Annotated in this window: 17 protein-coding genes; 8 read left to right on the forward strand and 9 right to left on the reverse strand. The window is 63.2% G+C overall.

Features of this window, described 5'->3' with window-relative positions; translation table 11 throughout:
• Window positions 1–210 precede the first annotated feature (210 nt).
• The gene (locus tag AC1DO7_RS24315; protein WP_441649882.1) at window positions 211–624 is read right to left on the reverse strand and encodes a hypothetical protein; all 414 of its coding nucleotides are present in this window, start codon (window positions 622–624) and stop codon (window positions 211–213) included.
• 115 nt (window positions 625–739) lie between these two features.
• Complete coding sequence (locus tag AC1DO7_RS24320) at window positions 740–1,954, reverse strand: acyltransferase family protein (protein ID WP_441649881.1); 1,215 nt, start codon at window positions 1,952–1,954, stop codon at window positions 740–742.
• 304 nt (window positions 1,955–2,258) lie between these two features.
• Here AC1DO7_RS24320 and AC1DO7_RS24325 point away from each other — a divergent pair, with 304 nt between their 5' ends.
• The gene (locus AC1DO7_RS24325; protein ID WP_441649880.1) at window positions 2,259–2,936 is read left to right on the forward strand and encodes a methyltransferase family protein; all 678 of its coding nucleotides are present in this window, start codon (window positions 2,259–2,261) and stop codon (window positions 2,934–2,936) included.
• Between the two features lie 54 nt (window positions 2,937–2,990).
• Here AC1DO7_RS24325 and AC1DO7_RS24330 read toward each other — a convergent pair whose 3' ends face one another.
• From AC1DO7_RS24330 to AC1DO7_RS24340, 3 genes are all read right to left on the reverse strand, one after another.
• Window positions 2,991–3,443, reverse strand: coding sequence for a PA2169 family four-helix-bundle protein (locus AC1DO7_RS24330; protein ID WP_441612787.1), 453 nt, complete (start codon window positions 3,441–3,443; stop codon window positions 2,991–2,993).
• 126 nt (window positions 3,444–3,569) lie between these two features.
• Window positions 3,570–5,021 (reverse strand): tRNA uridine-5-carboxymethylaminomethyl(34) synthesis GTPase MnmE, encoded by a 1,452-nt coding sequence (gene mnmE / locus AC1DO7_RS24335; protein WP_441649879.1) that lies wholly within the window; start codon window positions 5,019–5,021, stop codon window positions 3,570–3,572.
• Window positions 5,018–5,866 carry a CHAD domain-containing protein gene (locus tag AC1DO7_RS24340; RefSeq protein ID WP_441612785.1) on the reverse strand — a complete coding sequence of 283 codons (849 nt, stop codon included), beginning with the start codon at window positions 5,864–5,866 and terminating at the stop codon, window positions 5,018–5,020. The genes mnmE and AC1DO7_RS24340 overlap by 4 nt, the downstream gene beginning before the upstream one ends.
• Window positions 5,867–6,105: 239 nt before the next feature.
• Between AC1DO7_RS24340 and AC1DO7_RS24345 the strand changes: the two genes are divergently transcribed.
• A complete protein-coding gene (locus AC1DO7_RS24345) occupies window positions 6,106–6,543 on the forward strand; it encodes a PaaI family thioesterase (RefSeq protein ID WP_441612784.1) in 438 nt (145 codons plus the stop codon).
• A 29-nt stretch (window positions 6,544–6,572) separates the two neighbouring features.
• Window positions 6,573–6,959, forward strand: a complete 387-nt coding sequence (locus AC1DO7_RS24350) for a VOC family protein (protein ID WP_441649878.1) — start codon at window positions 6,573–6,575, stop codon at window positions 6,957–6,959.
• A gap of 193 nt (window positions 6,960–7,152) precedes the next feature.
• Here AC1DO7_RS24350 and yidC read toward each other — a convergent pair whose 3' ends face one another.
• From yidC to rpmH, 4 genes are all read right to left on the reverse strand, one after another.
• Window positions 7,153–8,820 carry a membrane protein insertase YidC gene (gene yidC / locus AC1DO7_RS24355; protein WP_441612782.1) on the reverse strand — a complete coding sequence of 556 codons (1,668 nt, stop codon included), beginning with the start codon at window positions 8,818–8,820 and terminating at the stop codon, window positions 7,153–7,155.
• Window positions 8,821–8,842: 22 nt separating this feature from the next.
• A complete protein-coding gene (gene yidD / locus AC1DO7_RS24360) occupies window positions 8,843–9,136 on the reverse strand; it encodes a membrane protein insertion efficiency factor YidD (RefSeq protein WP_441612781.1) in 294 nt (97 codons plus the stop codon).
• Window positions 9,137–9,149: 13 nt separating this feature from the next.
• Window positions 9,150–9,587, reverse strand: a complete 438-nt coding sequence (gene rnpA, locus AC1DO7_RS24365) for a ribonuclease P protein component (RefSeq protein WP_441613044.1) — start codon at window positions 9,585–9,587, stop codon at window positions 9,150–9,152.
• Between the two features lie 115 nt (window positions 9,588–9,702).
• Window positions 9,703–9,837, reverse strand: coding sequence for a 50S ribosomal protein L34 (gene rpmH / locus AC1DO7_RS24370; RefSeq protein WP_017229861.1), 135 nt, complete (start codon window positions 9,835–9,837; stop codon window positions 9,703–9,705).
• A gap of 1,029 nt (window positions 9,838–10,866) precedes the next feature.
• Between rpmH and dnaA the strand changes: the two genes are divergently transcribed.
• The 5 genes from dnaA to dpdF all read left to right on the forward strand — a co-directional run.
• Window positions 10,867–12,642, forward strand: coding sequence for a chromosomal replication initiator protein DnaA (gene dnaA / locus AC1DO7_RS24375; RefSeq protein WP_441649876.1), 1,776 nt, complete (start codon window positions 10,867–10,869; stop codon window positions 12,640–12,642).
• A gap of 505 nt (window positions 12,643–13,147) precedes the next feature.
• Window positions 13,148–14,263 (forward strand): DNA polymerase III subunit beta, encoded by a 1,116-nt coding sequence (gene dnaN / locus AC1DO7_RS24380; protein ID WP_477116657.1) that lies wholly within the window; start codon window positions 13,148–13,150, stop codon window positions 14,261–14,263.
• 224 nt (window positions 14,264–14,487) lie between these two features.
• A complete protein-coding gene (gyrB, locus tag AC1DO7_RS24385; RefSeq protein ID WP_441612777.1) occupies window positions 14,488–17,019 on the forward strand; it encodes a DNA topoisomerase (ATP-hydrolyzing) subunit B in 2,532 nt (843 codons plus the stop codon).
• Window positions 17,020–17,815: 796 nt separating this feature from the next.
• Entirely contained in the window at window positions 17,816–21,091 is a 3,276-nt protein-coding gene (dpdE, locus tag AC1DO7_RS24390; protein ID WP_477116658.1) for a protein DpdE, read from the forward strand.
• On the forward strand, window positions 21,088–23,092 hold a 2,005-nt coding region (gene dpdF / locus AC1DO7_RS24395; protein ID WP_477116659.1), incomplete at its 3' end, for a protein DpdF. The genes dpdE and dpdF, both read left to right, overlap by 4 nt.

The following is a 23,092-nucleotide window of genomic DNA, read 5'->3' on the forward strand; positions in this document are numbered from 1 at the left end:
GGCGCGAAGTCGTGCGGTGGGCGGGGAGGCGTCGGCGGCACTGCAAGGCGGGTTTCCCACAGCCTTGCCCACAACCTTACCCACAGCTTTGCCCACAGAGTTGTTCAATCTTCTCCACAGACTTGTCCACAGGCGCGGCGCTTGCCGGGACGGTGCCGGCGGTGCGCCACCGCGCGCGTCCGGGGTGACGGGGGCCGTGCCGCGCCGGGCTCAGTGCAGCCGCCGCAGCCCGGATTCGCCGTCGTCTTCCTCTTCGGCTTCCCAGTCCTCGTGCTCGATGCCGAAGTCGGTCGCCATGTCGAACACGGTGGAGTGGTGCTGCACCGTGAACCACTCGCGGAACTGCTCGAGCGTCAGGTTCTGGGGCCAGACGGATTCCTCGAACCACTCCCCCAGCATGAACTCGAAGAAGGCGCGCCAGCGCTCCTCCACCCACTGCACGGCTTGCGGGGCGCTGGAGATTTCGTCCGGCGCCAGGAAGGCACTCTGGTCCTCGCGCACATTCTCGAGCGTGAGGGAGGGTACGGGGTCGGTGTCCACGGCCATGATCCAGTCGAAGAACGGCTGCTGGGGCACCAGGATGACGAGCGAGCGATTGAGGGTGTAACGCGGATGATCGGACATGGCAGTGGCTCGTTCGCTAAAACGGCCTATTGTAGCCCTTGCCGCGCTTCGCAATCGGCTTCATCTCGGCTTCATCTCGGCGCCGGGGCCGATATGGCGGGGGCGTCCGCGTGGCCTAGAGCGTGGGACGGCCCGCGGCAGGCTCGGCGCCGCCGTATGCATCGCGCGCCACTACCTCCGCCGGCGGGGGCGGCGCGGGCGCGGGCATGCGCACCGGGAACAGCACATCCTTGCGCCTGAGGAAGTGCTTTTCGAGCAAGTGCCAGCTCAGCAGCGCCGCCGCGACCGAGGCGGCCACGCACACCGCGGAGAACGCCAGCTGCCACGGGATCTGGCTGCCGAACAGCAGGCGCGGCTCGCCGAAGGCTTTGGCCGCCACCACGCGCACGATGGGGTGGAACACATAGAGCGCGTAGCTGTACTTGCCCAGGAACACCAGCCAGCGCTGGCTGAACACCGGATGCCCGCGCGCGCCGCAGGCCGTGTAGACCAGGCCCGCCGCCACCAGCGCCACCACGGAAAGGCCCACGGTGTAGATCCACGGGCTTGACTCCACGCGCGCACCCGTTGCCGCCAGCGCGCATACCAGCGCCACCAGCGCGAGCGGCGCCGCCTTCACCAGCCAGGGCTTGAACACCAGCCCGCGCCGCACCGCCATGGCCAGCAAGGCGCCGGCCACCAGGCCATCGAGCCGGGCCGGCGTGAATACCCAGATGGTGTCCGCGCTGACGCCCTGCGCCGCCATGCTGATGCGCAACGCGAGCGCGACCGCCAGCAGCACGAGGCAGAGCCGGCGCATGGCGGCCAGTGGCAGCAACAGCACCACCAGCGGCCACGCCGCGTAGAACTGCTCCTCGATGGCAAGCGACCACAGATGCCCCGCCCCCGCGCCGAAGAAGGTGCCCGCCAGCGCCTGCTTGAGATTGGACAGGTACAGCACGAACCACGGCCAGCTCGCCCGCACCGCTTCGAGCTTGGCCTGCTCGGCGTCGCCCATGCGGTGCGAGATCAGCGGGAACAGCACCAGGAACAGCAGTGCCAGGTAGGCGTAGTACAGCGGAAAGATGCGCAGTACCCGGCGCCCGTAGAAAGAGCGCAGGTAGCCGGGCGAGCCCTTGCTGCGCAGCAGGATGCCGGTGATCAGGAAACCCGACAGCGCGAAGAAGATGTCCACGCCGATCCAGCCCGTCATCGACAAGCGGTAGAAGATCCGGTCCACCGCGAGGTCGGACACCACACCGACATGCGCGAAGTGATACAGCATGACAAGCAGCACCGCCAGGCCGCGCACGCCGTCGAGGGTGCAAACGTGGTTACCGTCTTTGTTCATCGCCGCTCCGTGCCCGCCTGCGTCCTGAATCTAGCGCGCCGCTCCGATGCGCTTCTGTGCGCCGGCATACCAAGGGTGCCGGCCGCGTCCATGTGACTGCGCGGATATGTGCGACGACGTGCGACGAAGTGCGATGATGTGCGAGGACTTACGGCCAGGCGTGCCGCAATGGTGTTCGCGTGTTCCTCCAGCCCGCCTGAACGGCGGCGATTGCCCGCGGCGGCCGGCAACATCACCGCGCGTTCGGTGCTAACGTGGCGGATACGGGCGGCGCGATCTGCCGCGCGGCCCGGGAGCATCCACCATGGGATTCAAGGTCGGATTTGCATTCGTGGCCGAGGCGCTGGTGTTCGCCGCGCTGCTGTTCGGCGCGGCGGGCACGCTGGCGTGGCCTGCCGCGTGGGCGTACCTGGCGCTGTTCTTCGGCGGGGGCATCTGGGTGACATGGCGGCTGGCCCGCCATGACCCGGCGCTGCTGGCCGAGCGCATGAAGCCGCCGCTGCAGCGCGGGCAGCCGCTGTGGGACCGCATCTTCATGCTGGTGCTGATCGTGGCGTGGTGCGGCTGGCTGGTGCTGATGGGGCTGGACGCGGCGCGCTTTCGCTGGTCGGCCATGCCGTTGTGGCTGCATGGCCTGGGCGCCGTGCTGCTGGCGCTCTCGCTGGTCGCCATCGACCGCGTGTTCCGCGAGAACACCTTCCTCGCGCCGGTAGTGCGGATCCAGCACGAGCGCGGGCATCGCGTGGTCTCGAGCGGTCCCTATGCCGTGGTGCGCCATCCGCTCTACGCGGCCGTGCTGGTTTTCCTGCCGGCCAATGCCCTGCTGCTGGGTTCGTGGTGGGGCGTGGCGGGCGCGCTGCTGCTCGCCGGCGGCATCGTCTTTCGCACGGCAATGGAAGACCGCGAGCTGCTGCGCGGCCTGGACGGCTACGCGGCTTACGCGGCCCGGGTCCGGTACCGGCTGGTGCCGTTCGTGTGGTGAACCATGGCGGCCATCGTCACCGATGCCCGCCATGCAATCGTGTCCAGCCGCCGGTCAGTGCACCTGCATGCCGCGCATCGCGTGGATGCGGTCGTGGTGCCACTGCATGCCTTCGTACTGGCGCTGTACCACCGCGCGCACGTCGGCCGGCATGTCCTGGGTCAGGGCCGACTGATATTCACGCCTGGCGGCTTCCTCGTCGCGTTCGCACAGTTGCAGCACGGCATCGTCGTTGTGCGGCGCGATCACGTGCATCACTTCCATCCAGCCGCGGTGCAGCGTGCCACCCATGCTGCCGCGGTCGCGCGGCTCCGCACCCATCGAAGTCACCAGCGCCTGCAGTTCCATCACCGAGGCGCGGCAGGTTTCCGCGGTGCCGGTCAGGATGGCGCGTATCTCGGGGTTATGYACTTCGCGGGCGCCGGTCATGCAGCTCATTTCGCCGTCCTTGCCGACCTCGATCAGGTGGTTCAGCGTGCCGACGAGTTGTCCTTGCGCATTCATCATGACGTTCTCCTTGCCTGGGTCCGGGCCGATGTGAATCCGCGCGTACACCAGCACCGGCGCGTAACGCTGCGCGCGGAGGCTGTTCCAGTATAGGAGGATGCGGGGGCCGCGCCGCCCGCGCGCGGCCTACTTGCCGATGCAGAACCGCGTGAAGATCGTGCCCAGCAGATCGTCGCTGGTGAACTCGCCGGTGATGCTGTTGAGGTGGTCCTGCGCCAGGCGCAGTTCCTCGGCGAACAGGTCGAGCGCCTGCGCCTGCTGGTCGGCGCGTTCGGCGGCCAGGTCGAGGTGGGACTGCGCGTTGCGCAGCGCGGTGAGATGCCGTTCGCGCGCAAGGAAGGTGCCTTCGTTGCCGGACTGCCAGCCCACCAGGCGCAGCAGCTGGCGGCGCAGCAGCTCGATGCCGGCGCCGGTGCGCGCGGAGATCCACACTTCGGCCGGGTTGGGGCCGTTGGCGGCCACCACGTGCGGGCGGTTGGCGCCGAAATGCTGCTCGCCCACCGCGGGGGCGAGGTCGATCTTGTTGACCACGCGCAGGATCGGCGAGCCGGGCGGCAGGTGGCCGGAGAGGCGGTCGTCGATGGCGTCGTCGATCTCGGACAGGCCGTGCTCGACATAGTCGGCGGCGTCCACCAGGTGCAGCACGAGGTCGGCGCGGCGCACGGCTTCCCAGGTGCGCTCGATGCCGATGCGCTCGACTTCGTCGCTGGCGTCTTCGCGCAGCCCGGCGGTGTCGACGATATGCAGCGGAATGCCCTCGATCTGGATGGTCTCGCGCACGCGGTCGCGCGTGGTGCCGGGGATCGGCGTGACGATGGCCAGTTCCGCGCCGGCCAGCGCGTTGAGCAGCGACGACTTGCCCACATTGGGCTGCCCCGCCAGCACCACCGACAGGCCCTCGCGCAGCAGCGAGCCTTGCCGGGCCTGCGCCAGCACGCCGCACAGCGCATCGCGGATGGCGGCGAGCTGGCCGCGCGCGTTGGAGGCTTCGAGGAAATCGATCTCTTCCTCGGGGAAGTCGAGCGTGGCTTCGACCAGCATGCGCAGGTGGATCACCTGCTCCACCAGCGCATGGATGGCCTGCGAGAACACGCCTTCCATGGAGCGCGCCGCCGAGCGCGCGGCCGCTTCGGTGCTGGCTTCGATCAGGTCGGCCACGGCTTCGGCCTGGGCCAGGTCGAGCTTGTCGTTGAGAAATGCGCGGCGCGTGAACTCGCCGGGCTCGGCCAGGCGCAGGCCGATCTCGCGGCCCGCGTGCAGGCAGCGCGCCAGCAGCATCTGCATCACCACCGGGCCGCCGTGGCCCTGCAGTTCCAGCACTTCCTCGCCGGTGTACGAATGCGGCGCGGGGAAGTACAGCGCGAGGCCGTGGTCGATGGCCTTGCCGTGCGCATCGAGAAACGGCAGGTAGGTGGCGTGGCGGGGCTTGAGCGCCTGGCCGCACACGGCATGCGCGATGGCGCTGACATCGGGGCCGGACACGCGCACCACGCCGATGCCGCCGCGCCCGGGCGCGGTAGCGATGGCGGCGATGGGGGTGGCGCCGGCGGCRCTGGAGCGAGGCTGGGAGGCAGTCATGGCGATATTGTCGCAGATCGGTCCGGCGCGGGTGGCGGCGGGGGCGCATCCGGCGCGCCCGGTCCCGGCATGTTCAGGCACTCGGTCATCAGGCGGCGCGCCACGGCGCCGTCGAGCAGCTTGCCGAGCCGGCTCTGCCGCTTGACCAGCTTGTGGCGCAGTCGCGTGGCATAGCGCCCGGACAGCACCGGCGCCAGCGCCTCGATGGCATAGCGCAGCCGCTTGCTGCCGATGCGATAGCGGTGCACGCGCTCGAGATCCTCGCTCCGCGCGGCGCGCGCCAGCACCTTCACCCGCATGCGCGCGCGGCGTACGCGGCGGCGCGCGAACGCGTCCAGGCGCGCCCCCGCCCTGGCGCCCCCGCCGCGCGTGCCGCCTCGCGTCAGGTGGGTGAGATCGCGATGCAGCACGGGCAGCGGCCAGTGCTGGTATTCGGCCAGCTGCGCCACCATGGTCGCGCGCGCATAGTGCCGGCGCATCGAGGCGGTGTCGCACAGCGCGGCCAGCACCGGATCGTCCGGTTGCGCTTGTAGCGCCGGTTGCAGGGTCTCGCTGATAAACACGTCCCAGTCGCGCACATCGGTGGCGGCCCGTGCCAGCTGGCGCAGGCCCGCCTGCCAGCGGGCGCGGATGGCCTTGGGCAAGGCCGGCCCGAACACCCAGCAGACCGCGCGCAGGTGCCGCGTCGCCACGCGCAGCGCATGCACGTCATCGGGATGGTCGCGCCGGGTCAGCGCGGCGAGCTGGTCGGCAATGGCCACCAGCCCTGCATCGGCCAGCGAGACAAAGGCATCCACGGCGCGCATGCCGGGATGGATAGAGCCGGGAGCGTTGGCGGCGCGCATGATGTGTCCGCTTTGCATCTCTGTGGGTGAGATCCCGCGAGCGGGGACGGTATGACCCAGTGTAGGCGATTGTGCCGGTTGCGCCGCACAAACTGCGCCCGGTGACCGCCGGCGCACTCCATTGACAGGGCGGCCGCTTCGCGCTGCAATGAGCACGCATGGCGACGAGCGTAGATATCTTCGCTGGCGCCACCTCTTCCACAAGCCGTACCCGAGCGCTCCCGCGCGAGGAGACAAGCATGTCCACCGAACAAGAACGGCGTTTGCTGCGGGACACCATCGAGGCCGGCTTCCGTGACGCGGCCTTTGTCACGGACGTGGGCATCCGCCTGGTCGATTGCGGGCCCGGCTGGTGCGAGAGCGAGCTGCTGGTCACGCCGCGCCACCTGCAGCACGGCGGCATTGTGCATGCCGGCGTGCAGGCCACCATTGCCGACCATACCGCCGGCGCGGCCGCCACCACCATGCTCGATACCGGGCGCCACGTGGTCACCGCCGAGTTCAAGATCAACCTGCTCAGGGCCGCCCGCAGCGAACGCCTCACCTGCCGCGCCGACGTGCTCAAGTCCGGCCGCACCATCATCGTGGTGGAAGCCGATGTGTTCGCCAGCGTGCACGGCGAGGCAGTGCTGGTGAGCCGCTTCAACGCGACGATGAGCGTGCTCGACCTGGCCTGAGCGATGTTTTCCCAAGGAGAAGCCAGAAGATGATCGATCACACCGGAGTCGGGGTCAGCGATTTCGCCAGGAGCCGCGCTTACTACACCGCAGCGCTCGCGCCCATCGGCATGGTCAAGGTGATGGAGCTGCCGGCCAGCGTGACCGGCCATGCCGACGTTGCGGGTTTCGGGCCGCCGGAGAAGCCGGAGTTCTGGATCCACGGCGGCACGCCCAACCAGCCGCCGCTGCACCTGGCCTTCCGCGTGCAGACGCGCGCGCAGGTGGACGCCTACTACCAGGCCGCGCTGGCCGCGGGCGGGCGCGACAACGGCGCACCGGGCCTGCGGCCGCACTACCACCCGAACTACTACGGCGCCTTCGTGCTCGATCCGGACGGGCACAACATCGAGGCCGTGTGCCACGAGGCACAGTAGGCGGAGTCGTCGTCAGGTGTAGATGGCCTGACGGATTTCTTCCCCTCTCTCCCGCTTGTGCGGAGAGGGCGGATGTCGGCAAGCTCTAAACGCTAAACGGCGAAGCAAGCCAAACAAAAAGCCCGGCGCATGCGCCGGGCTTTTTTTTGCCGCCGGCGGGTTTGCACCCGCCGGCCGGAGTCACATCTCAGGTTCAGGCCTTGGCTGCCGCCGTGGCCTTGCTCTTGCCGAGCATCCGGTTGATCTGCCATTGCTGGGCGATCGACAGGACGTTGTTGGTCACCCAGTACATCACCAGGCCGGCCGGGAAGAAGAAGAACATGAACGAGAACACCAGCGGCATGATCATCATGACCTTGGCCTGCACGGGGTCCGGCGGGGTCGGGTTCAGCTTGGTCTGCACGAACATCGACACGGCCATCAGCACCGGCAGGATGTAGAACGGATCCGGCACCGACAGGTCATGGATCCAGCCCGTCCACGGCGCGCCGCGCATTTCCACCGACGACAGCAGCACCCAGTACAGCGCGATGAACACCGGGATCTGGATCACGATGGGCAGGCAGCCGCCCAGCGGGTTGACCTTCTCGGTGCGGTACAGCGCCATCATCTCCTGGTTCATCTTCTGCGGATCGCCCTTGTGGCGCTCGCGCATCGCGGTCATGCGGGGCTGCAGGTCCTTCATCTTGCCCATGGACTTGTAGCTTGCCGCCGACAGCGGGAAGAACACCAGCTTGATCAGCACGGTCAGCGCAATGATCGACCAGCCCCAGTTGCCCAGGAAGCCGTGGATCTTCTCCAGCAGCCAGAAGATCGGCTTGGCCAGGATGGTCAGCCAGCCATAGTCCTTCACCAGCTCCAGCCCCGGGGTGATCTTCTCGAGCATGCGCTCTTCCTGCGGGCCGGCGAACAGGCGCGCATCGGTGGTCACGGTGGCACCCGGGGCGACCTGGCCCAGCGGCTGCTGCACGCCCACGCGGAACAGGTTGTTGTCGATCTTCTCGACGTAGAAGCTGTGCTCCTTGCCCGACTGCGGGATCCAGGCCGAGGCAAAGTAATGCTGCACCATCGCCACCCAGCCGCTGGTGGTGGCGGCCGGTACGCTGGCCTTGCCCTTGCCGATGTCGTCGAAGGTGATCTTGTGGTACTTGTCGGCGTCGGTGTAGATGGCCGGGCCGGTGAAGGTGCTGTAGAACTGCGACTGCTCGACCTTGCTGCCGTCACGCGTCAGTTCCAGGTACAGCGTCGGCGAGACCGGCTTGCCGCTGTCGTTGGTCACCGCGAAGCGCGTGTCCACCACATAGCTGCCCTTGTGGAAGATGTACGTCTTGGCCAGCTTGACGCCATCCTTCTCAGCCGTCAGGGTCACTTCCACCTTGTCCGTGCCAGCCAGGTCGCGCGGACCGGCCGAGGCGGCAAACACCGTGGTGTGGTTGGGCATGTCGCCGCCGATCAGGCCCGAGCGGGCCATATAGGTGCGGGTCGCGTCGCGCTCGAACAGCACCACGGGCTTGCCGTCCTTCTCGTGCTGGTTCAGCAGCTCCAGTCGCGAGAGGATGCCGCCGGCGGTGTCGATCTCGGCACGCATCACGTCGGTGCTCACCACGATCTTCTCGCCAGCCGGCTGCACGGCGGCAGCGGGTGCGGCAGCCGGGGCGCCAGCGGTGGCGCCGGCGCCTGCATTGGCCTTGGGCACGTCGCCCTGCGCGGCCGAAGCGCCGCCGGCGCCTGCCGGCGCGGCCTGCTGGGTCGCGCTCGGGAAGAACATCGACTGATGACCGTTGGCGCGCTGCCAGTTGTCGTAGAGCAGCACGAGGGCCATCGAGAAGATGACCCAGAGTATGGTGCGTTTGATATCCATGTCTCGCTGTGGTCGGGGGAAATCAGGGGCGGGGTAGCCGGATCGTGACTGGCGGCTGGCCAGACGCGGCGGGTGCCCGGTCTTGCTGTGTTGATGTCGCCGATACCGGCGGCACCGGATCATACCCGCCATCCGTGAACGGATGGCAACGGCATAGCCGGCAGGCGGCCAGCCAGCTGCCGCGGCCTGCGCCGTGGCGCACGATCGCTTCGCGGGCGTAGTCGGAACAGGTAGGCAGGAAGCGGCACTGCGAGCCGAAAAACGGGCTCAGGGCGATCTTGTAGATGCGCAGCAGGGCTAGCAGGATTCGCTTCATGGCGGCGGGCGGGTCAGGCTGGCGTGCCGGAGGGCGCGGACTTCGGCGGCGATACGCCGGAAGGCGCGGCTGGACGCGGTGCAAGCGGACGCACCGCGACTTCGAACAGGCTGGTCAGCTCCGCCAGGCACACCCGGCGCACCGCGCTGCGGCTGGCAAATTCCGCACGCGGAAACTTGGCCTGCAGGCGCAGCAATACATCGCGGCCCGCGAGTTGGTCCTGCCGCTGGCGGAACAGTTCCCGCACCATGCGCTTCACCAGGTTGCGTTCGGCGGCGCGCGCCGCGAACTTCTTGCCCACGACCACGCCAAGGCGGGCCTGCGGCAGGTTGTTCTCGCCCACATACAGCACGAAGTGCTGGCTGCGGCGGCGCGGGCGCAAAGCAAAAACGGATGAAAACTCATCCGTCTTTGTGAGCCTCGCGGCTTTGGGGTAGGCATAGGTAGTCACGCTGGGCAAAGCTAGCGGTAAAGCTGCACCTGGCTGCGGGCTCCCGGCCATCCGAAAGGCGAGGCGTTTGGCCACGACAGCGCACGCGGCGCCATCATGGCCGGTCGCCAGGCCCTTAGACTGCCAGGCGCTTGCGGCCCTTGGCGCGACGAGCGTTGATGACGGAACGGCCGCCACGGGTCTTCATGCGCACGCGGAAACCATGGGTACGCTTGCGGCGGGTAACGGAAGGTTGGTATGTACGTTTCATGTTGCACTCTCTGGTTGATCTTGGCTCGCCCGGCCTCCGGCGTGAGCCGGGGCCCCGTGGCCGCCGCGTATGGTTCGCTTGGGCTGCCGCGGATGCGGTCTTGCCGACTGCGGTGATTGTCTTGCCGCCGGCCGTGTATCTCGCGTACCGACAATGTCGGCGTGCGCGACGCAGGTTCGGGAGGGAATCCAGCCGGACCGGATCATGATTCACCCATCCGTCCCGACCCCGTCGGCCTGCTTGGCCCGCTGCCTGTTCCGGCCAATCCAGCCATTTCCAGGACCGTTTCAGCCAGCCAAAGCCGCGTGAAACGAAACCGGTCTTGCACGGAACAGGTCAGACCCGGCGATGCGCATACGTGATCCCCTGCCGCATCGCAGAACCCGCCATTTAACTGATTTTCGCGCGATGTGTCAAGGCTGCAGATGGCCGAGAGACGTGCGCGGCACCCTTGCCTGAAAAATGCGCAACAGGCTGTTGTATTTCATTGTCCACAATCGCCGGTGGGTAAGTTTTTTTGTTCCGGGGGTGCCTCCGGGATGGTCAGAGGGAGAGCGAAGTCTCTGTTTGGATTGGCTTTTCGGGCGTTTTACCTACCCGGAAACCCGCGCCAAACAAGGGGTTGTGCACAACAATTCACTGCTTCTTCACAACTTATCCACAGACTTATCCTTTGTGGATAACTCGGGGCGGGGGGTACAATCCGGGTCCAAACACCACACGGGCTGCGTGGCGCAAGCGCAACCCGGGACTCACCCCTGGCATGCCGGATAACGGACGCGCAGCGGGCAGCGGCGGCTTCGTCTCATTTCGCCAACCTGTCCGTCAGCGGCTCCCGCTTATCGCGTCGATCACCATGGGGAGCCCGGGCGGCGGGGTCAATTGCGGACCGCGACTGATCTCGACTGCGGTCGCTTTACCTGGCTTGAGAATGACGGATTGCCGGCAGGGATGCACCACCGACCCCTGCCTGCAGTCCATTGGGCCGGACTGTCCGCGCACCCGTGGCGAAAACCGAACAACAAAACAATGCAAGATTTCTGGCAGGCGGCAGCAGCGCAACTCGAGCGCGAGCTGACGCCGCAACAGTTCAAGACCTGGATCAAGCCGCTGGCGCCAGTCGCCTTCGACGAGGAAGCGCACGCGCTGCGCATCGCTGCGCCCAACCGCTTCAAGCTCGACTGGGTGAAGAGCCAGTTCTCCGGCCGCATCACCGCGCTCGCCTGCGAGTACTGGGAAGCCAACGTCAGCGTTCACTTCGTCCTGGACCCCGCCGCCTCGGGCCGGGCCGCTGCCGGCTACCCGCAAGGCGGCCAGGCCGGCCAGCCCGGCATGCAGCCGCAGCAGCCTGGCCCCGGCTACCCGACCGGCCAGCCGCTGTCGCAGAATTTCGGCCAGCCCGGCATGCAGCCGGGCCAGGGCGCGCCCGGCTATGGCAACCAGGGCAACGCTGGCCAGGGCGGCCAGCGCGGCGCGCAGGCGCCCTACCCCGGCAACTACCCCGGCGGCCAGCAGGCCCATCCCGGCCAGGGCGCCAATATGGGCGGCATGGGCGGCATGGGCGGCATGGGTGGCATGGGCGGTGAACTGGTCGATATCGACGTGCCGCAGCTCGACCCGGCCGAAGCCAGTGCCCGCTCCTACCGCGTGCAGCAGCCCCAGCAGCCCATGCAGGGCGGCCAGGGCCACCAGGTCGGGCACCAGGGCAGCCATCAAGGCGGGCATCCGGGCGGCCATCCTGCCAACGCGCAGGGCGGCCACCAGCAGAACGACACGGTGCACGAGCGCTCGCGCCTGAACCCCATCCTGACGTTCGACAACTTCGTCACCGGCAAGGCCAACCAGCTCGCGCGCGCCGCCGCCATCCAGGTGGCCAACAATCCGGGCAAGTCCTACAACCCGCTCTACCTGTACGGCGGCGTGGGCCTGGGCAAGACCCACTTGATCCACGCCATCGGCAACTTCATGTTGCTGGAGAACCCGCGCGCGCGTATCCGCTACATCCACGCCGAGCAGTACGTCTCCGACGTGGTCAAGGCGTACCAGCGCAAGGCCTTCGACGAGTTCAAGCGCTACTACCACTCGCTGGACCTGCTGCTGATCGACGATATTCAATTCTTCTCGGGCAAGAACCGCACGCAGGAAGAGTTCTTCTACGCCTTCGAAGCACTGATCGCCAACCGGGCGCAGGTGATCATCACCAGCGATACCTACCCGAAGGAAATCAGCGGCATCGACGATCGCCTGATCTCGCGCTTCGACTCCGGCCTCACGGTTGCCATCGAGCCGCCCGAGCTGGAAATGCGCGTGGCGATCCTGATGAAGAAAGCCGCGGCGGAAAACGTGAGCGTGCCCGAGGAAGTGGCCTTCTTCGTCGCCAAGCACCTGCGCTCCAACGTGCGCGAGCTCGAAGGCGCGCTGCGCAAGATCCTGGCCTTCTCGAACTTCCACGGCAAGGACATCACCATCGATGTCACCCGCGAAGCGCTGAAGGACCTGCTGACCGTGCAGAACCGCCAGATCTCCGTGGAGAACATCCAGAAGACCTGTGCCGACTTCTACAACATCAAGGTCGCGGACATGTACAGCAAGAAGCGGCCCGCCAATATCGCGCGGCCCCGCCAGATTGCCATGTACCTGGCCAAGGAACTCACGCAGAAGAGCCTGCCGGAAATTGGTGAGCTGTTCGGCGGGCGCGATCACACCACCGTGCTGCACGCGGTGCGCAAGATCGCCGACGAGCGCAGCAAGGACGCGCAGCTCAACCACGAACTGCACGTGCTGGAACAAACGCTCAAGGGGTGACCCGCGGCACGCTGTGATGCGCGCCCAATGACAGATGGCTTGCTCGCTTTCCCGCAAGCGAAAGCGGGAGCAAGCCAGGCGTTCTTTGTAGAATTTTCTCCACGCTTACGACACTTTGTGCCGCAAACGTGGATTTGCAGGCCCCGTCACGCGGGGCTGGCATACTGTAGGGTACGCGCCGGGCTGGGTCCGGCGCATGAATCAATCGGCAAGCATCGCCGGGAACATTGCCTGTCATTGACGCGAAAGCGGCCTGGGCTAAGGCTTTGCGGTGAGTCGGGACGAGCGGGCGGAGGGCGCGGCCGGAACAAGGTCGTGGAAGCCTGGAAATTGTGCTTGATGCTGCGCAATTTTCCCCTCCTGTCGCGCTTCTCCCGCTTCACCGCAGCGGCTTATCCTTGGTACAATGTCAAATTAACTCCTTGATTCCTAAGTGGTTTTGGAATCAACGGAAGTTGAGGCGCAACCCGCGGTCGCTTACTACAAACGACGAAGGATAAATTCAATGCAATTGGTCAAAACCTCGCGAGACAATCTGCTGCGTCCGCTGCAAATCGTGAGCGGCATCGTGGAGCGCCGCCACACCCTCCCGATCCTGGCCAACCTGTTGATTCGCAAGTCGGGGTCCAACGTATCGTTCCTCTCGACCGACATCGAGATCCAGATCACCACGCACGCCGAATGCGGCGTGGGCAGCGACAGCGTGGCCACCACCGTGGCCGCCCGCAAGCTGCTCGACATCCTGCGCGCCATGCCCGACGGCGAAGTCGCCCTGTCGCTCAACGACAAGCGCATGACCGTGCAGTCCGGCAAGAGCCGCTTCGCGCTGCAGACCCTGGCCGCCGAGGAATTCCCCACGGTTGCCGAAGCCAGTGAGTTCGGCGCCTCGGTCAGCCTGCCGCAGAAGACCTTCAAGCACCTGCTCGCCATGGTCCACTTCGCCATGGCCCAGCAGGACATCCGCTACTACCTCAACGGCATGCTGCTGGTGGTGGACGRCAAGAAGGTCATGGCAGTCGCCACCGACGGCCACCGCCTGGCCTACTGCGGCGTGGAGCTGGACACCGCCGCCACCGGCGAAGGCGCGCGCCAGGAAGTCATCATCCCGCGCAAGACCATCCTCGAGCTGCAACGCCTGCTCGAAGACAACGACGATCCCGTGCAGGTGCAGCTGGCCGCCAACCAGGTCAAGTTCACCTTCGCCAATATCGAGCTGATCTCCAAGCTGGTCGAAGGCAAGTTCCCGGACTTCCAGCGCGTGATCCCGAAGGGCTACAAGAACGCCTTCGCCATCGACCGCGTGAAGCTGCAGCAGGCGCTGCAACGCACCGCCATCCTGACCACCGACAAGTTCAAGGGCGTGCGCTGCATCCTCGACACGCACGTGCTCAAGATCAGCTCCACCAACGCCGACCAGGAAGAGGCGCAGGAAGAGCTCGAGCTCGATTACTCGGGCGACGCCCTCGACATCGGCTTTAACGTGACCTACCTGCTCGACGTCCTTGCCAACCTCAAGAGCGAGCAAGTGCAGGTCAGCCTCGGCGACTCCAATTCGAGTGCGCTGATTACCGTGCCGGAAGACGACAACTTCAAGTATGTCGTCATGCCGATGCGTATCTGATGATCCGGTAGAAGGTAAAAGGAAAACAACATACGTAACACCGGAACATCGAACGGCAGGCTACGGCTCTCGCCTGGCAGGCGAAAGACGCACCGCAGCACGCAGGGGCCGGATTCTGGCAATCCGCCCCTTTTGCCGTTTTTATGTAACCCGCCATGCGGCCCATCGCAGCGCGCCCGACCGGGCGCCGCGCGAAACGCCGCATTCGCCGTGAGTAAGAGAACATGACCGAACAGCAACAACCGCAACCGCAACAGGAAAACAGCTACGGCGCCGGCTCGATCCAGATCCTGGAAGGCCTGGAGGCGGTGCGCAAGCGGCCGGGCATGTACATCGGCGACACGTCCGACGGCACCGGCCTGCACCACCTCGTATTCGAAGTGCTGGACAACTCCATCGACGAAGCGCTGGCCGGCTGGTGCACCGAGATCCAGGTCACCATCCACAGCGACAACTCGATCTCCATCACCGACAACGGCCGCGGCATCCCGCCCCTGGTGAAGTTCGACGACAAGCACGAACCCAAGCGCAGCGCGGCCGAAATCGCCATGACCGAGCTGCACGCCGGCGGCAAGTTCAACCAGAACAGCTACAAGGTCTCCGGCGGCCTGCACGGCGTGGGCGTGTCCTGCGTGAACGCCCTGTCCAAGTGGCTGCGCCTCACCGTGCGCCGCGACGGCCAGGCCCACCTGCTCGAATTCGCGCAAGGCGCGGTGCAGAACCGCGTGGTGGAAACCGTCAACGGCCCCGACGGCCAGCCCGTGGAAGTCTCGCCGATGAAGGTCATCGGCCCCACCGACAAGCGCGGCACCGAAGTCCACTTCCTCGCCGACGAGGCAATCTTCACCCACGTCGAGTTCCACTACGAGATCCTCTCCAAGCGCATCCGCGAGCTCTCGTTCCTGAACAACGGCGTGCACATCCGCCTGACCGACCAGCGCACCGGCAAGGAAGAAGACTTCGCCTTCTCCGGCGGCGTGAAAGGCTTCGTCGAATACATCAACCGCGCCAAGACCGTCCTGCACCCGACCATCTTCTACGCCAACACCGAGAAAGACGGGATCGCCGTGGAAGTCTCCATGCAGTGGAACGACGGCTACAACGAGCAGGTGCTCTGCTTCACCAACAACATCCCCCAGCGGGATGGCGGCACCCACCTCACCGGCCTGCGCGCCGCGATGACCCGCGTCATCAACAAGTACATCGAAGAAAACGAGATCGCCAAAAAGGCCAAGGTAGAAACCACCGGCGACGACATGCGCGAAGGCCTGGCCTGCGTGCTCTCCGTCAAGGTGCCCGAGCCCAAGTTCAGCTCCCAGACCAAGGACAAGCTCGTCTCGTCCGAGGTGCGCCTGCCCGTGGAAGAACTCGTCGCCAAGGCCCTCTCCGACTTCCTGCTCGAGACCCCCGGCGACGCCAAGATCATCTGCGGCAAGATCGTCGACGCCGCCCGCGCCCGCGAAGCCGCCCGCAAGGCCCGCGAAATGACCCGCCGTAAAGGCGTGCTCGACGGCATGGGCCTGCCCGGCAAGCTCGCCGACTGCCAGGAAAAAGACCCCGCCCAGTCCGAACTCTTCCTGGTGGAGGGTGACTCCGCAGGCGGCTCCGCCAAGCAAGGCCGCGACCGCAAGTTCCAGGCAATCCTGCCCCTCAAGGGCAAGATCCTCAACGTGGAACGCGCCCGCTTCGACAAGATGCTCTCCAGCCAGGAAGTGCTCACGCTCATCACGGCGCTGGGCACCGGCATCGGCAAGGAAGACTACAACCTCGAAAAGCTGCGCTACCACCGCATCATCATCATGACCGACGCGGACGTGGACGGCTCCCACATCCGCACGCTGCTGCTCACGTTCTTCTACCGCCAGATGCCCGACATCATCGAGCGCGGCTACGTGTACATCGCCCAGCCGCCGCTCTACAAGATCAAGCACGGCAAGGAAGAGCGCTACATCAAGGACGACACCGAGCTCAACGCCTACCTGCTGCGCCTGGCCATGGAAAAAGCCGCGCTGGTCAACCCGGACGGCACCGAAGTCTCCGGTGACGCCCTCACCGAACTCGCCCGCCAGTACCAGCTGGCCGAAGGCGTGATCGGCCGCCTCTCCCGCATCGTAGACACCGACGCCCTGCGCGCCATTGCCGACGGCGTGGAACTGGACCTGGACAGCGCCGCCGCCGCCGAAGCCTCAGCCACCGCGCTCAAGGCCAAGCTCAGCGAAATGCACGCCAAGACCCTGCTCGGCGCCGCCGTGAACGATGACGGCACCGCCGATGTCTACGCCCAGTTCGACGAGAAGACGGACAAGCACCGCCTGATGATCGCCCGCCGCCATCACGGCAACGTGCGCCTGTCTCACCTGGACGCGGACTTCGTGCATGGCGCGGACTACGCTGCGCTGTCGCTGGCCGCCAAGACGTTCCAGGGCCTGATTCCCGAGGGCACCAAGGTACGCCGTGGCGAAGGCGAGAAGATGCGTGACCAGACCGTGAATGATTTTCACGGGGCCATGCAGTGGCTGTTGTCTGAGGCTGAGCGTGGGGTTTCGCGTCAGCGGTACAAGGGGCTGGGGGAGATGAATCCTGAGCAGCTTTTTGAAACCACGCTTGATGTTACTCAAAGGCGACTGCTTAAGGTGCAGATTGAGGATGCTATTGCTGCGGATCAGATCTTCACCACCCTTATGGGGGATGAGGTTGAGCCGCGGCGGAATTTTATTGAGAGTAATGCTTTGGTGGCTCGGAATATTGATGTTTGATCCGCTGTCTCGGCGAATTTCAGCGTTCCCACGACACGTACACCAATAAAATCAAAGGGTCACAAGCAAATGCCTGTGACCCTTTTTATATGCAATCTTATTGATCGCTACTAAACCACTGTGGCAGGCATACCGTTGAGGTAAAGCACACAACGGATTCATGAGTGGCTTGTGCAAAAGCTTGTAGATAACTGCGTCTCTTCTCGGGAGTTCCCGCGTATGTCAATACCCAATTCGGGTATGGCGTACCGGGCCGTTGCCGTTCTTCCAAGTCCTTCTCTGCCACGGGGTTCCCCTTGACTCGGACATTCCGATGTAGCTCATAGCCCCTATCGCCATCCTTGGATGCTCGTGGTCAGGGATGCCTTTGCTGCCTCTGTCTTGATGCGATGAATTTGGCGATCCATCCGGTCGCTTGGGATTAGTCCGTTTGTCGTGCCACATATCTGAGCGCCTCGTGGCGAGGCGCAGGCCTCTCAGCTCTAATGAACTCGATATTTCTGCCGTTAAGTTCACGTAATGGGGCCGTCAAAAGAGCCTCGGGTTCCGCAGGCTTGAACCCCGGCGGAGTCAGAATGGACTCGAGCATCATCTTGCCGCAGTGCTGCGCAGACTTTCCTTCTTCAATGAAGCCGAGTTTGCGAATGAGAGGGTTTTTGGCCTTGCCATGCCTGCGGAAGAGAGATCAGTTGCCGTTGTCGAAAATCGGTAACGAACTATATACTAGTTGAATGTTGCGGATGTACATCGTACTTTTTGGGGATACTTCGAAAAAATGACGTCGCCATATTGCATCGTGAAGGGCTATGAGGCCGATGGAATCGCAAAGATCATCGGGGTAAATGGTCCACGGCGAACGATCGAGTACTTTGATTTTCCGACTATTGGCGGCCGCGTGGTGCGCGAAGTCGAGGCGCCTCAGATACGGCCCAAAGTCTTAGGAAAAAACACTCGCGTTTATGTCTTCGACGAAGGCAGCATTCGCTGGCGAGTAGGGCGCGTCATTGAAGACGATGGTGAGGGACTGTTCATCCGTTTTTCGCACAAGCACGACGTATATCTTACTTATGAGCACGTGTTTGTCCGTTGGAAAAGGCCGATCGAAGATCCATCGCTGTTYCTGGCGCAGCAGATCACCGAAACGCCGCAATATGCTGAAGCACGCACTCAGTTTCTGAGTTCGTACATCGCTCAACGCGGCTTGGCTCATGGCATGTCAGCCTTGCTGTCTTCGGCAGTCGAACTAGAGGCGCATCAAATTGGCGTCGTGCGACGAGTCTTGACTGACCCATCTCAGCGGTATCTGTTGGCTGACGAGGTCGGGTTGGGAAAGACGATAGAGGCGGGTATCGTCGTTCGGCAAGCGGTACTCGACGATCCAGTCAATCATCGCATCGCTATCCTCGTGCCACGGACACTAGTGACCCAATGGCGCCGTGAATTGACGCGTCGATTCGGATTGTTCGATTTTCTTGATATTTCAGTCTTCGTTGTGGCTCATGACGATAGCGAGGGGGCATTAGTCGCCGTGGAGATGGCCACATTGCTGATCATCGACGAGGTCCATCGTATTGCCGATCCGGGGGCCGGCGATCAACATCGACAATTATATGAATTGGTAAGTCGTACCGCGAGAATTGTGCCGCGAGTGCTCTTGCTATCAGCGACACCCATTTTGCGGAACGAAGAGGGATTTCTGCGAATGCTGCATTTGCTCGAACCCGCAGTTTACTCACTGGGTGACTACGATTCGTTCCGTACAAGGATTGCACATCGCCAATCCCTTGCAGAGACCGTCGCCATGCTGGAACCGTCGCAATCCTTGTTCCTTGATGGCGTTCTAGATGATTTGCTCGATAAAATTCCTCACGACTTACGTCTCCGGGAATTGACGTTCGCCTTGAAGGCGCTACTGGTAGGCGTTCCGGAAGAAGAAGACCCGGAATTGATAGATGCGATTCGGCAATTGCGCGCGCACATCTCAGAAACCTATCGCTTGAACCGGCGTATTTTGCGTAATCGGCGTCGGCGAATTAGTGGAATAACGCCTCTGCGGAAAGGTGCCCAACCGTGGACGATGCATGACTCTTCGGCGCGTGCCATTGAGGCCACCCTTGAATCCTGGCGAATCTCCGCCGTAGCATCGCTGCGCGGGCCGGAAGATGTTAAAGACCAAGCGCCATTGATCAGCTTCTACTGGGAATGCATAACTGCCCTGCTTGAGAATATGATGGAATTCAAGCTGGTATGCAATAAAAGGAGGCAGACAATACACGCACTATCCAATGCTGTCACCGCGACCTTTGACGATGAGGATGACTATCTGGTCAAACTCCTGGCCCATTGTGACGAAGACGACTGGTTGGCGCAGCGCAGCGCAATGATCTCCGATCAGGTGCGGCAATTCTCTGCCAATACTAAGGCCATTGTCTTTTGCTCTAGTTCCGAGGTGGCAGACACTGTTTTTTGGCATCTACGAAGCAACCATGTCTCGGCGGTACGCCACGCCACGATGGAGGTCGATGACCAAGGCAGCGATCCCGACTGGGTGCGCTTTAACTCGGACGATAGTGTCAAGGTGATTGTCTGCGATCGCGAAGCCGAGGAAGGCATCAATCTCCAGGGTGGGAGCAAGGCTATTGTTCATTTCGATCTGCCGATCCATCCCAACCAAATCGAACAGCGAATTGGCCGAGTCGACCGGTATGGGTCCGGGATGCCTGTGCAGTCATACGTCCTCCTCGAGGCTACATCGACGTTGCAAAGTGCTTGGTTTGACGTGCTCAATTCCGGTTGGAACGTCTTCGGGCAATCTATCTCCAGCCTCCAGTACATCGTCGATGCGGAAGGCATCCGGTTGCAGGAAAATATCTTTCTGCACGGTATTGAGGCAATGACAGAACTCGTGGCTCGCCTGCAAGGTCCGCAGGGTCTGGTCGCTACCGAGTTGAAATTGATCGATCAGCAAGATGCACTCGATGAATTGGCGCCACTGTCTGAAAGCGATATCGAGTCGCTGCTCGAATTCGATAGCGATTGGAAGTCAATCAAGCAATCGACGCTGTATTGGATTACGGATACCTTGTTTTTTGTGCCGATACCTGAAAAAACAAAGCTACCATCTGTAGATGTGCCCACGCGCTTTCAATATAGCCCACCGGAGCAGGGTGGAAGGGCGACATTAATACCTATGTCGGGCTTTCTAGAGGATTTTTTGGGTGCCATAGATTACGAAGCCCCCGGCAGTTCATCCTTACATCCGCTTTCCTATCCGCACACGGCACATCGAACTACGGCCGTCCGGCGTGGCGTGAGGCCATTGCGGTATGGTGATGCGTTTGTTGAAGCCGTTAAGTCGTTTTCGGAAGTCGACGACCGTGGCCGCAGTTTTGCCATGTGGCGCCAGATCCATGAAGGCTTTCCAACGGATCGTTTGGAAATGTGCTTTCGCTTCGATTTTCTGATTGAAGCGCGACTTGATGAGGCTGCCGCCATTCTTGCCCAGTATGGGGAGGCGTCGAGATCTGACCTCGCAGTTTTACGCCGTCGTGGGGATGCGTTGTTTCATCCAATAGTGACCCGTGTATGGCTTAACGAGGATGGGGAGGAGTTGCCGGCCGACTACATCGCGACCTATCTTGCGCCGCGATACGCGAAAGAGGGGGGGGCCGGCTATATCGATAAGAATCTTGATTTCGAGCATTTTCGCGCCTTGAAGAAGGCAGCCCCCGATTCGCTCGCCAACTGGTCACAACGCTGTCTTCGAATGCGCGACTGTGCGTTCGACTTCGTGATGAGGCGCCCAGAGCTTAGGGCGAGCCAGCGCGAAGCAATCGACAAGGCTGTCCAGGAGGACGCGGGACGATATGCGCAATTGACTACCCGTATTCAGTCGTTGGCAGGCGCGGAGGCCGCTGCCGAGCATGCGCAATTGACCCTGGAGAAGATGCTGAATGCGGCACTGCACGCCGGTATTCAAACACCGATAATCAAGGTCGACGTGGCAGGTGTGGTCTTTCTGAGCAGCGAACCGGTCTCCGTTCTCGAACAGTCGACCGGTGGCCTCCAATGAGCTTTCTCTTTGCAGACTTGCAGTCTCTGTTCAGCGACTGGCCAGCGGCGGATCTCCCACAGCACGACGTCGGCAACCCGATCTTCACGCGTATTTTTCAAATCTTGCTTGATGCGCGACGCTCAAGCGCGAATCAGAAGTTGCACGCGGATTTGCTTCCGTTGGTCCGGCAGTGCTTGCTTCGTGAAAGCGCACAACAAGGGCACCAATTCAAGTTGCGTGTGCCGGCCAATCCATCATGGCCATCTGCAGAAGCGTGGACTGCCCACGGTGTACAGACTTTGGCCGCGGCTGATGGTAAGTCCTATCTGTTGACGGCGCAACCGTGGTCGCCAGACTGGCTAGACAGCACGGACGACGGCGCCTTTCATGATGCATATTCAGAGCGCCTGGTCCGCACCTCTGGTCAATGCCCAGCCGACCCCTTCATAACCGACGCGACCGGTTTTACTCATTATTCTTCACCCGGCCAGCGCGAGGCGGTTCGTGCGTCTTTCCTAATTCCCCCGGGGGAGACCCTCCTCGTGAATTTGCCGACGGGGTCAGGCAAAAGCCTAGTTGGGCAGGCGGGCGCACTCGTACACAAGGAGGCCGGTCATCTGACTGTCTTTGTAGTTCCGACGGTAGCACTGGCGATCGACCAGGAGCACGCCATGCTGAAGTATTTTCGGCAAGCCGATCCGATGCATGTGCCATGGCCGCTAGCCTGGTATGGCGACTTATCGAAAGAAGGACGCGCAGAGATCCGCAAGCGCCTCCGCAATGGCACCCAGCGGATTCTATTCACTTCGCCAGAGGCATTGAATACATCGCTATTGGGTGCTGTCACCGACGCAGCTCACGCGGGTATGCTGCGTTACTTGGTCATTGACGAGGCTCATTTGGTGACCCAGTGGGGCGACGAGTTCCGCCCGACATTCCAGGCGCTGGCGGGCTTGCGTAATAACTTGTTGGCAAGCGCTCCACACAGTTTCCGGACGCTATTGCTGAGCGCCACCTTTAGCGAAGAGACGGTCGAGACGCTTGCTCACCTCTTTGGCCCTGCTGAACGAGTGCAAATGGTTGCCGCTGTACACCTACGGCCGGAGCCACAATACTGGTTTTATCGTGCCACATGTCGGGCCGACAAGCATATGCGTGTGCTAGAAGCGTTGCGTCATGCGCCACGGCCATTCATTCTATATGTCACCAAGCGCGAAGATGTGCGCGAATGGGATGCGGTGCTTAGGTCGAAGGCCGGAATCCGACGGATCGCCTGCTTTGATGGTGGCACACCCGCGCGGCAGCGATTGGAGATCATCGACAACTGGCGGAAGAATAGGCTCGACGGCATTATTGCCACGTCGGCATTTGGAGTCGGTATCGACAAAGCTGATGTGCGAACCATCGTCCATGCCACGATCCCAGAAACGCTTGACCGGTTCYATCAAGAGGTTGGCCGCGGCGGCCGTGATGGCCGCGCTGCCGTCAGCCTGCTGGTATTTGATGATACCGATTGGGTGCTGCCTGCCCAAATGTCGCAACCGAAGTTGGTCACTGAGGAGATGGGCTTCACTCGCTGGAGGGCCATGTACCAGAGTCGGGAGCCTGCCGGAGAGGAGGACTTGTACCTCATCAATATCGATGCAGTACGCGATGGGCTCCCAGGCGGGAACGAATACAACGTCGACTGGAACATGCGAACACTCATCCTCATGGCCCGCGCGGGCATGATATCGCTAGACGTGGAACCCAACCAAGATCCAGACGAGGAAGGGGACGGATTTGGCTCATCACGGCTTGCTGCTAAGGCAAAAATTCGCGTTCGTATCCTCGACAACGGCCATCTGTTGCCATCGGTGTGGGAGCAACATGTGACCAGTGCACGCGACAAAACGAAATCCGCGGCTCAGAAGAATTTTTCACTCATGCAGCGATTGCTGAACGGAAAGACGGAGGTTGGAGGAGCGCTTGGTGAACTGTATCGGATTCGCTTGCCGCAGTGGCCAGTGGGCGTTACGC

Source organism: Cupriavidus sp. 05N40 (genome assembly GCF_056397305.1).

Bases quoted from the DNA above. Each gene is read 5' to 3' on its own strand.
- AC1DO7_RS24315 (WP_441649882.1), bottom strand. From the start codon at position 624: ATGTCCGATCATCCGCGTTACACCCTCAATCGCTCGCTCGTCATCCTG.
- AC1DO7_RS24320 (WP_441649881.1), bottom strand. From the start codon at position 1,954: ATGAACAAAGACGGTAACCACGTTTGCACCCTCGACGGCGTGCGCGGC.
- AC1DO7_RS24325 (WP_441649880.1), top strand. From the start codon at position 2,259: ATGGGATTCAAGGTCGGATTTGCATTCGTGGCCGAGGCGCTGGTGTTC.
- AC1DO7_RS24340 (WP_441612785.1), bottom strand. From the start codon at position 5,866: ATGCGCGCCGCCAACGCTCCCGGCTCTATCCATCCCGGCATGCGCGCC.
- AC1DO7_RS24345 (WP_441612784.1), top strand. From the start codon at position 6,106: ATGTCCACCGAACAAGAACGGCGTTTGCTGCGGGACACCATCGAGGCC.
- AC1DO7_RS24350 (WP_441649878.1), top strand. From the start codon at position 6,573: ATGATCGATCACACCGGAGTCGGGGTCAGCGATTTCGCCAGGAGCCGC.
- yidC (WP_441612782.1), bottom strand. From the start codon at position 8,820: ATGGATATCAAACGCACCATACTCTGGGTCATCTTCTCGATGGCCCTC.
- yidD (WP_441612781.1), bottom strand. From the start codon at position 9,136: ATGAAGCGAATCCTGCTAGCCCTGCTGCGCATCTACAAGATCGCCCTG.
- rpmH (WP_017229861.1), bottom strand. From the start codon at position 9,837: ATGAAACGTACATACCAACCTTCCGTTACCCGCCGCAAGCGTACCCAT.
- dnaA (WP_441649876.1), top strand. From the start codon at position 10,867: ATGCAAGATTTCTGGCAGGCGGCAGCAGCGCAACTCGAGCGCGAGCTG.
- gyrB (WP_441612777.1), top strand. From the start codon at position 14,488: ATGACCGAACAGCAACAACCGCAACCGCAACAGGAAAACAGCTACGGC.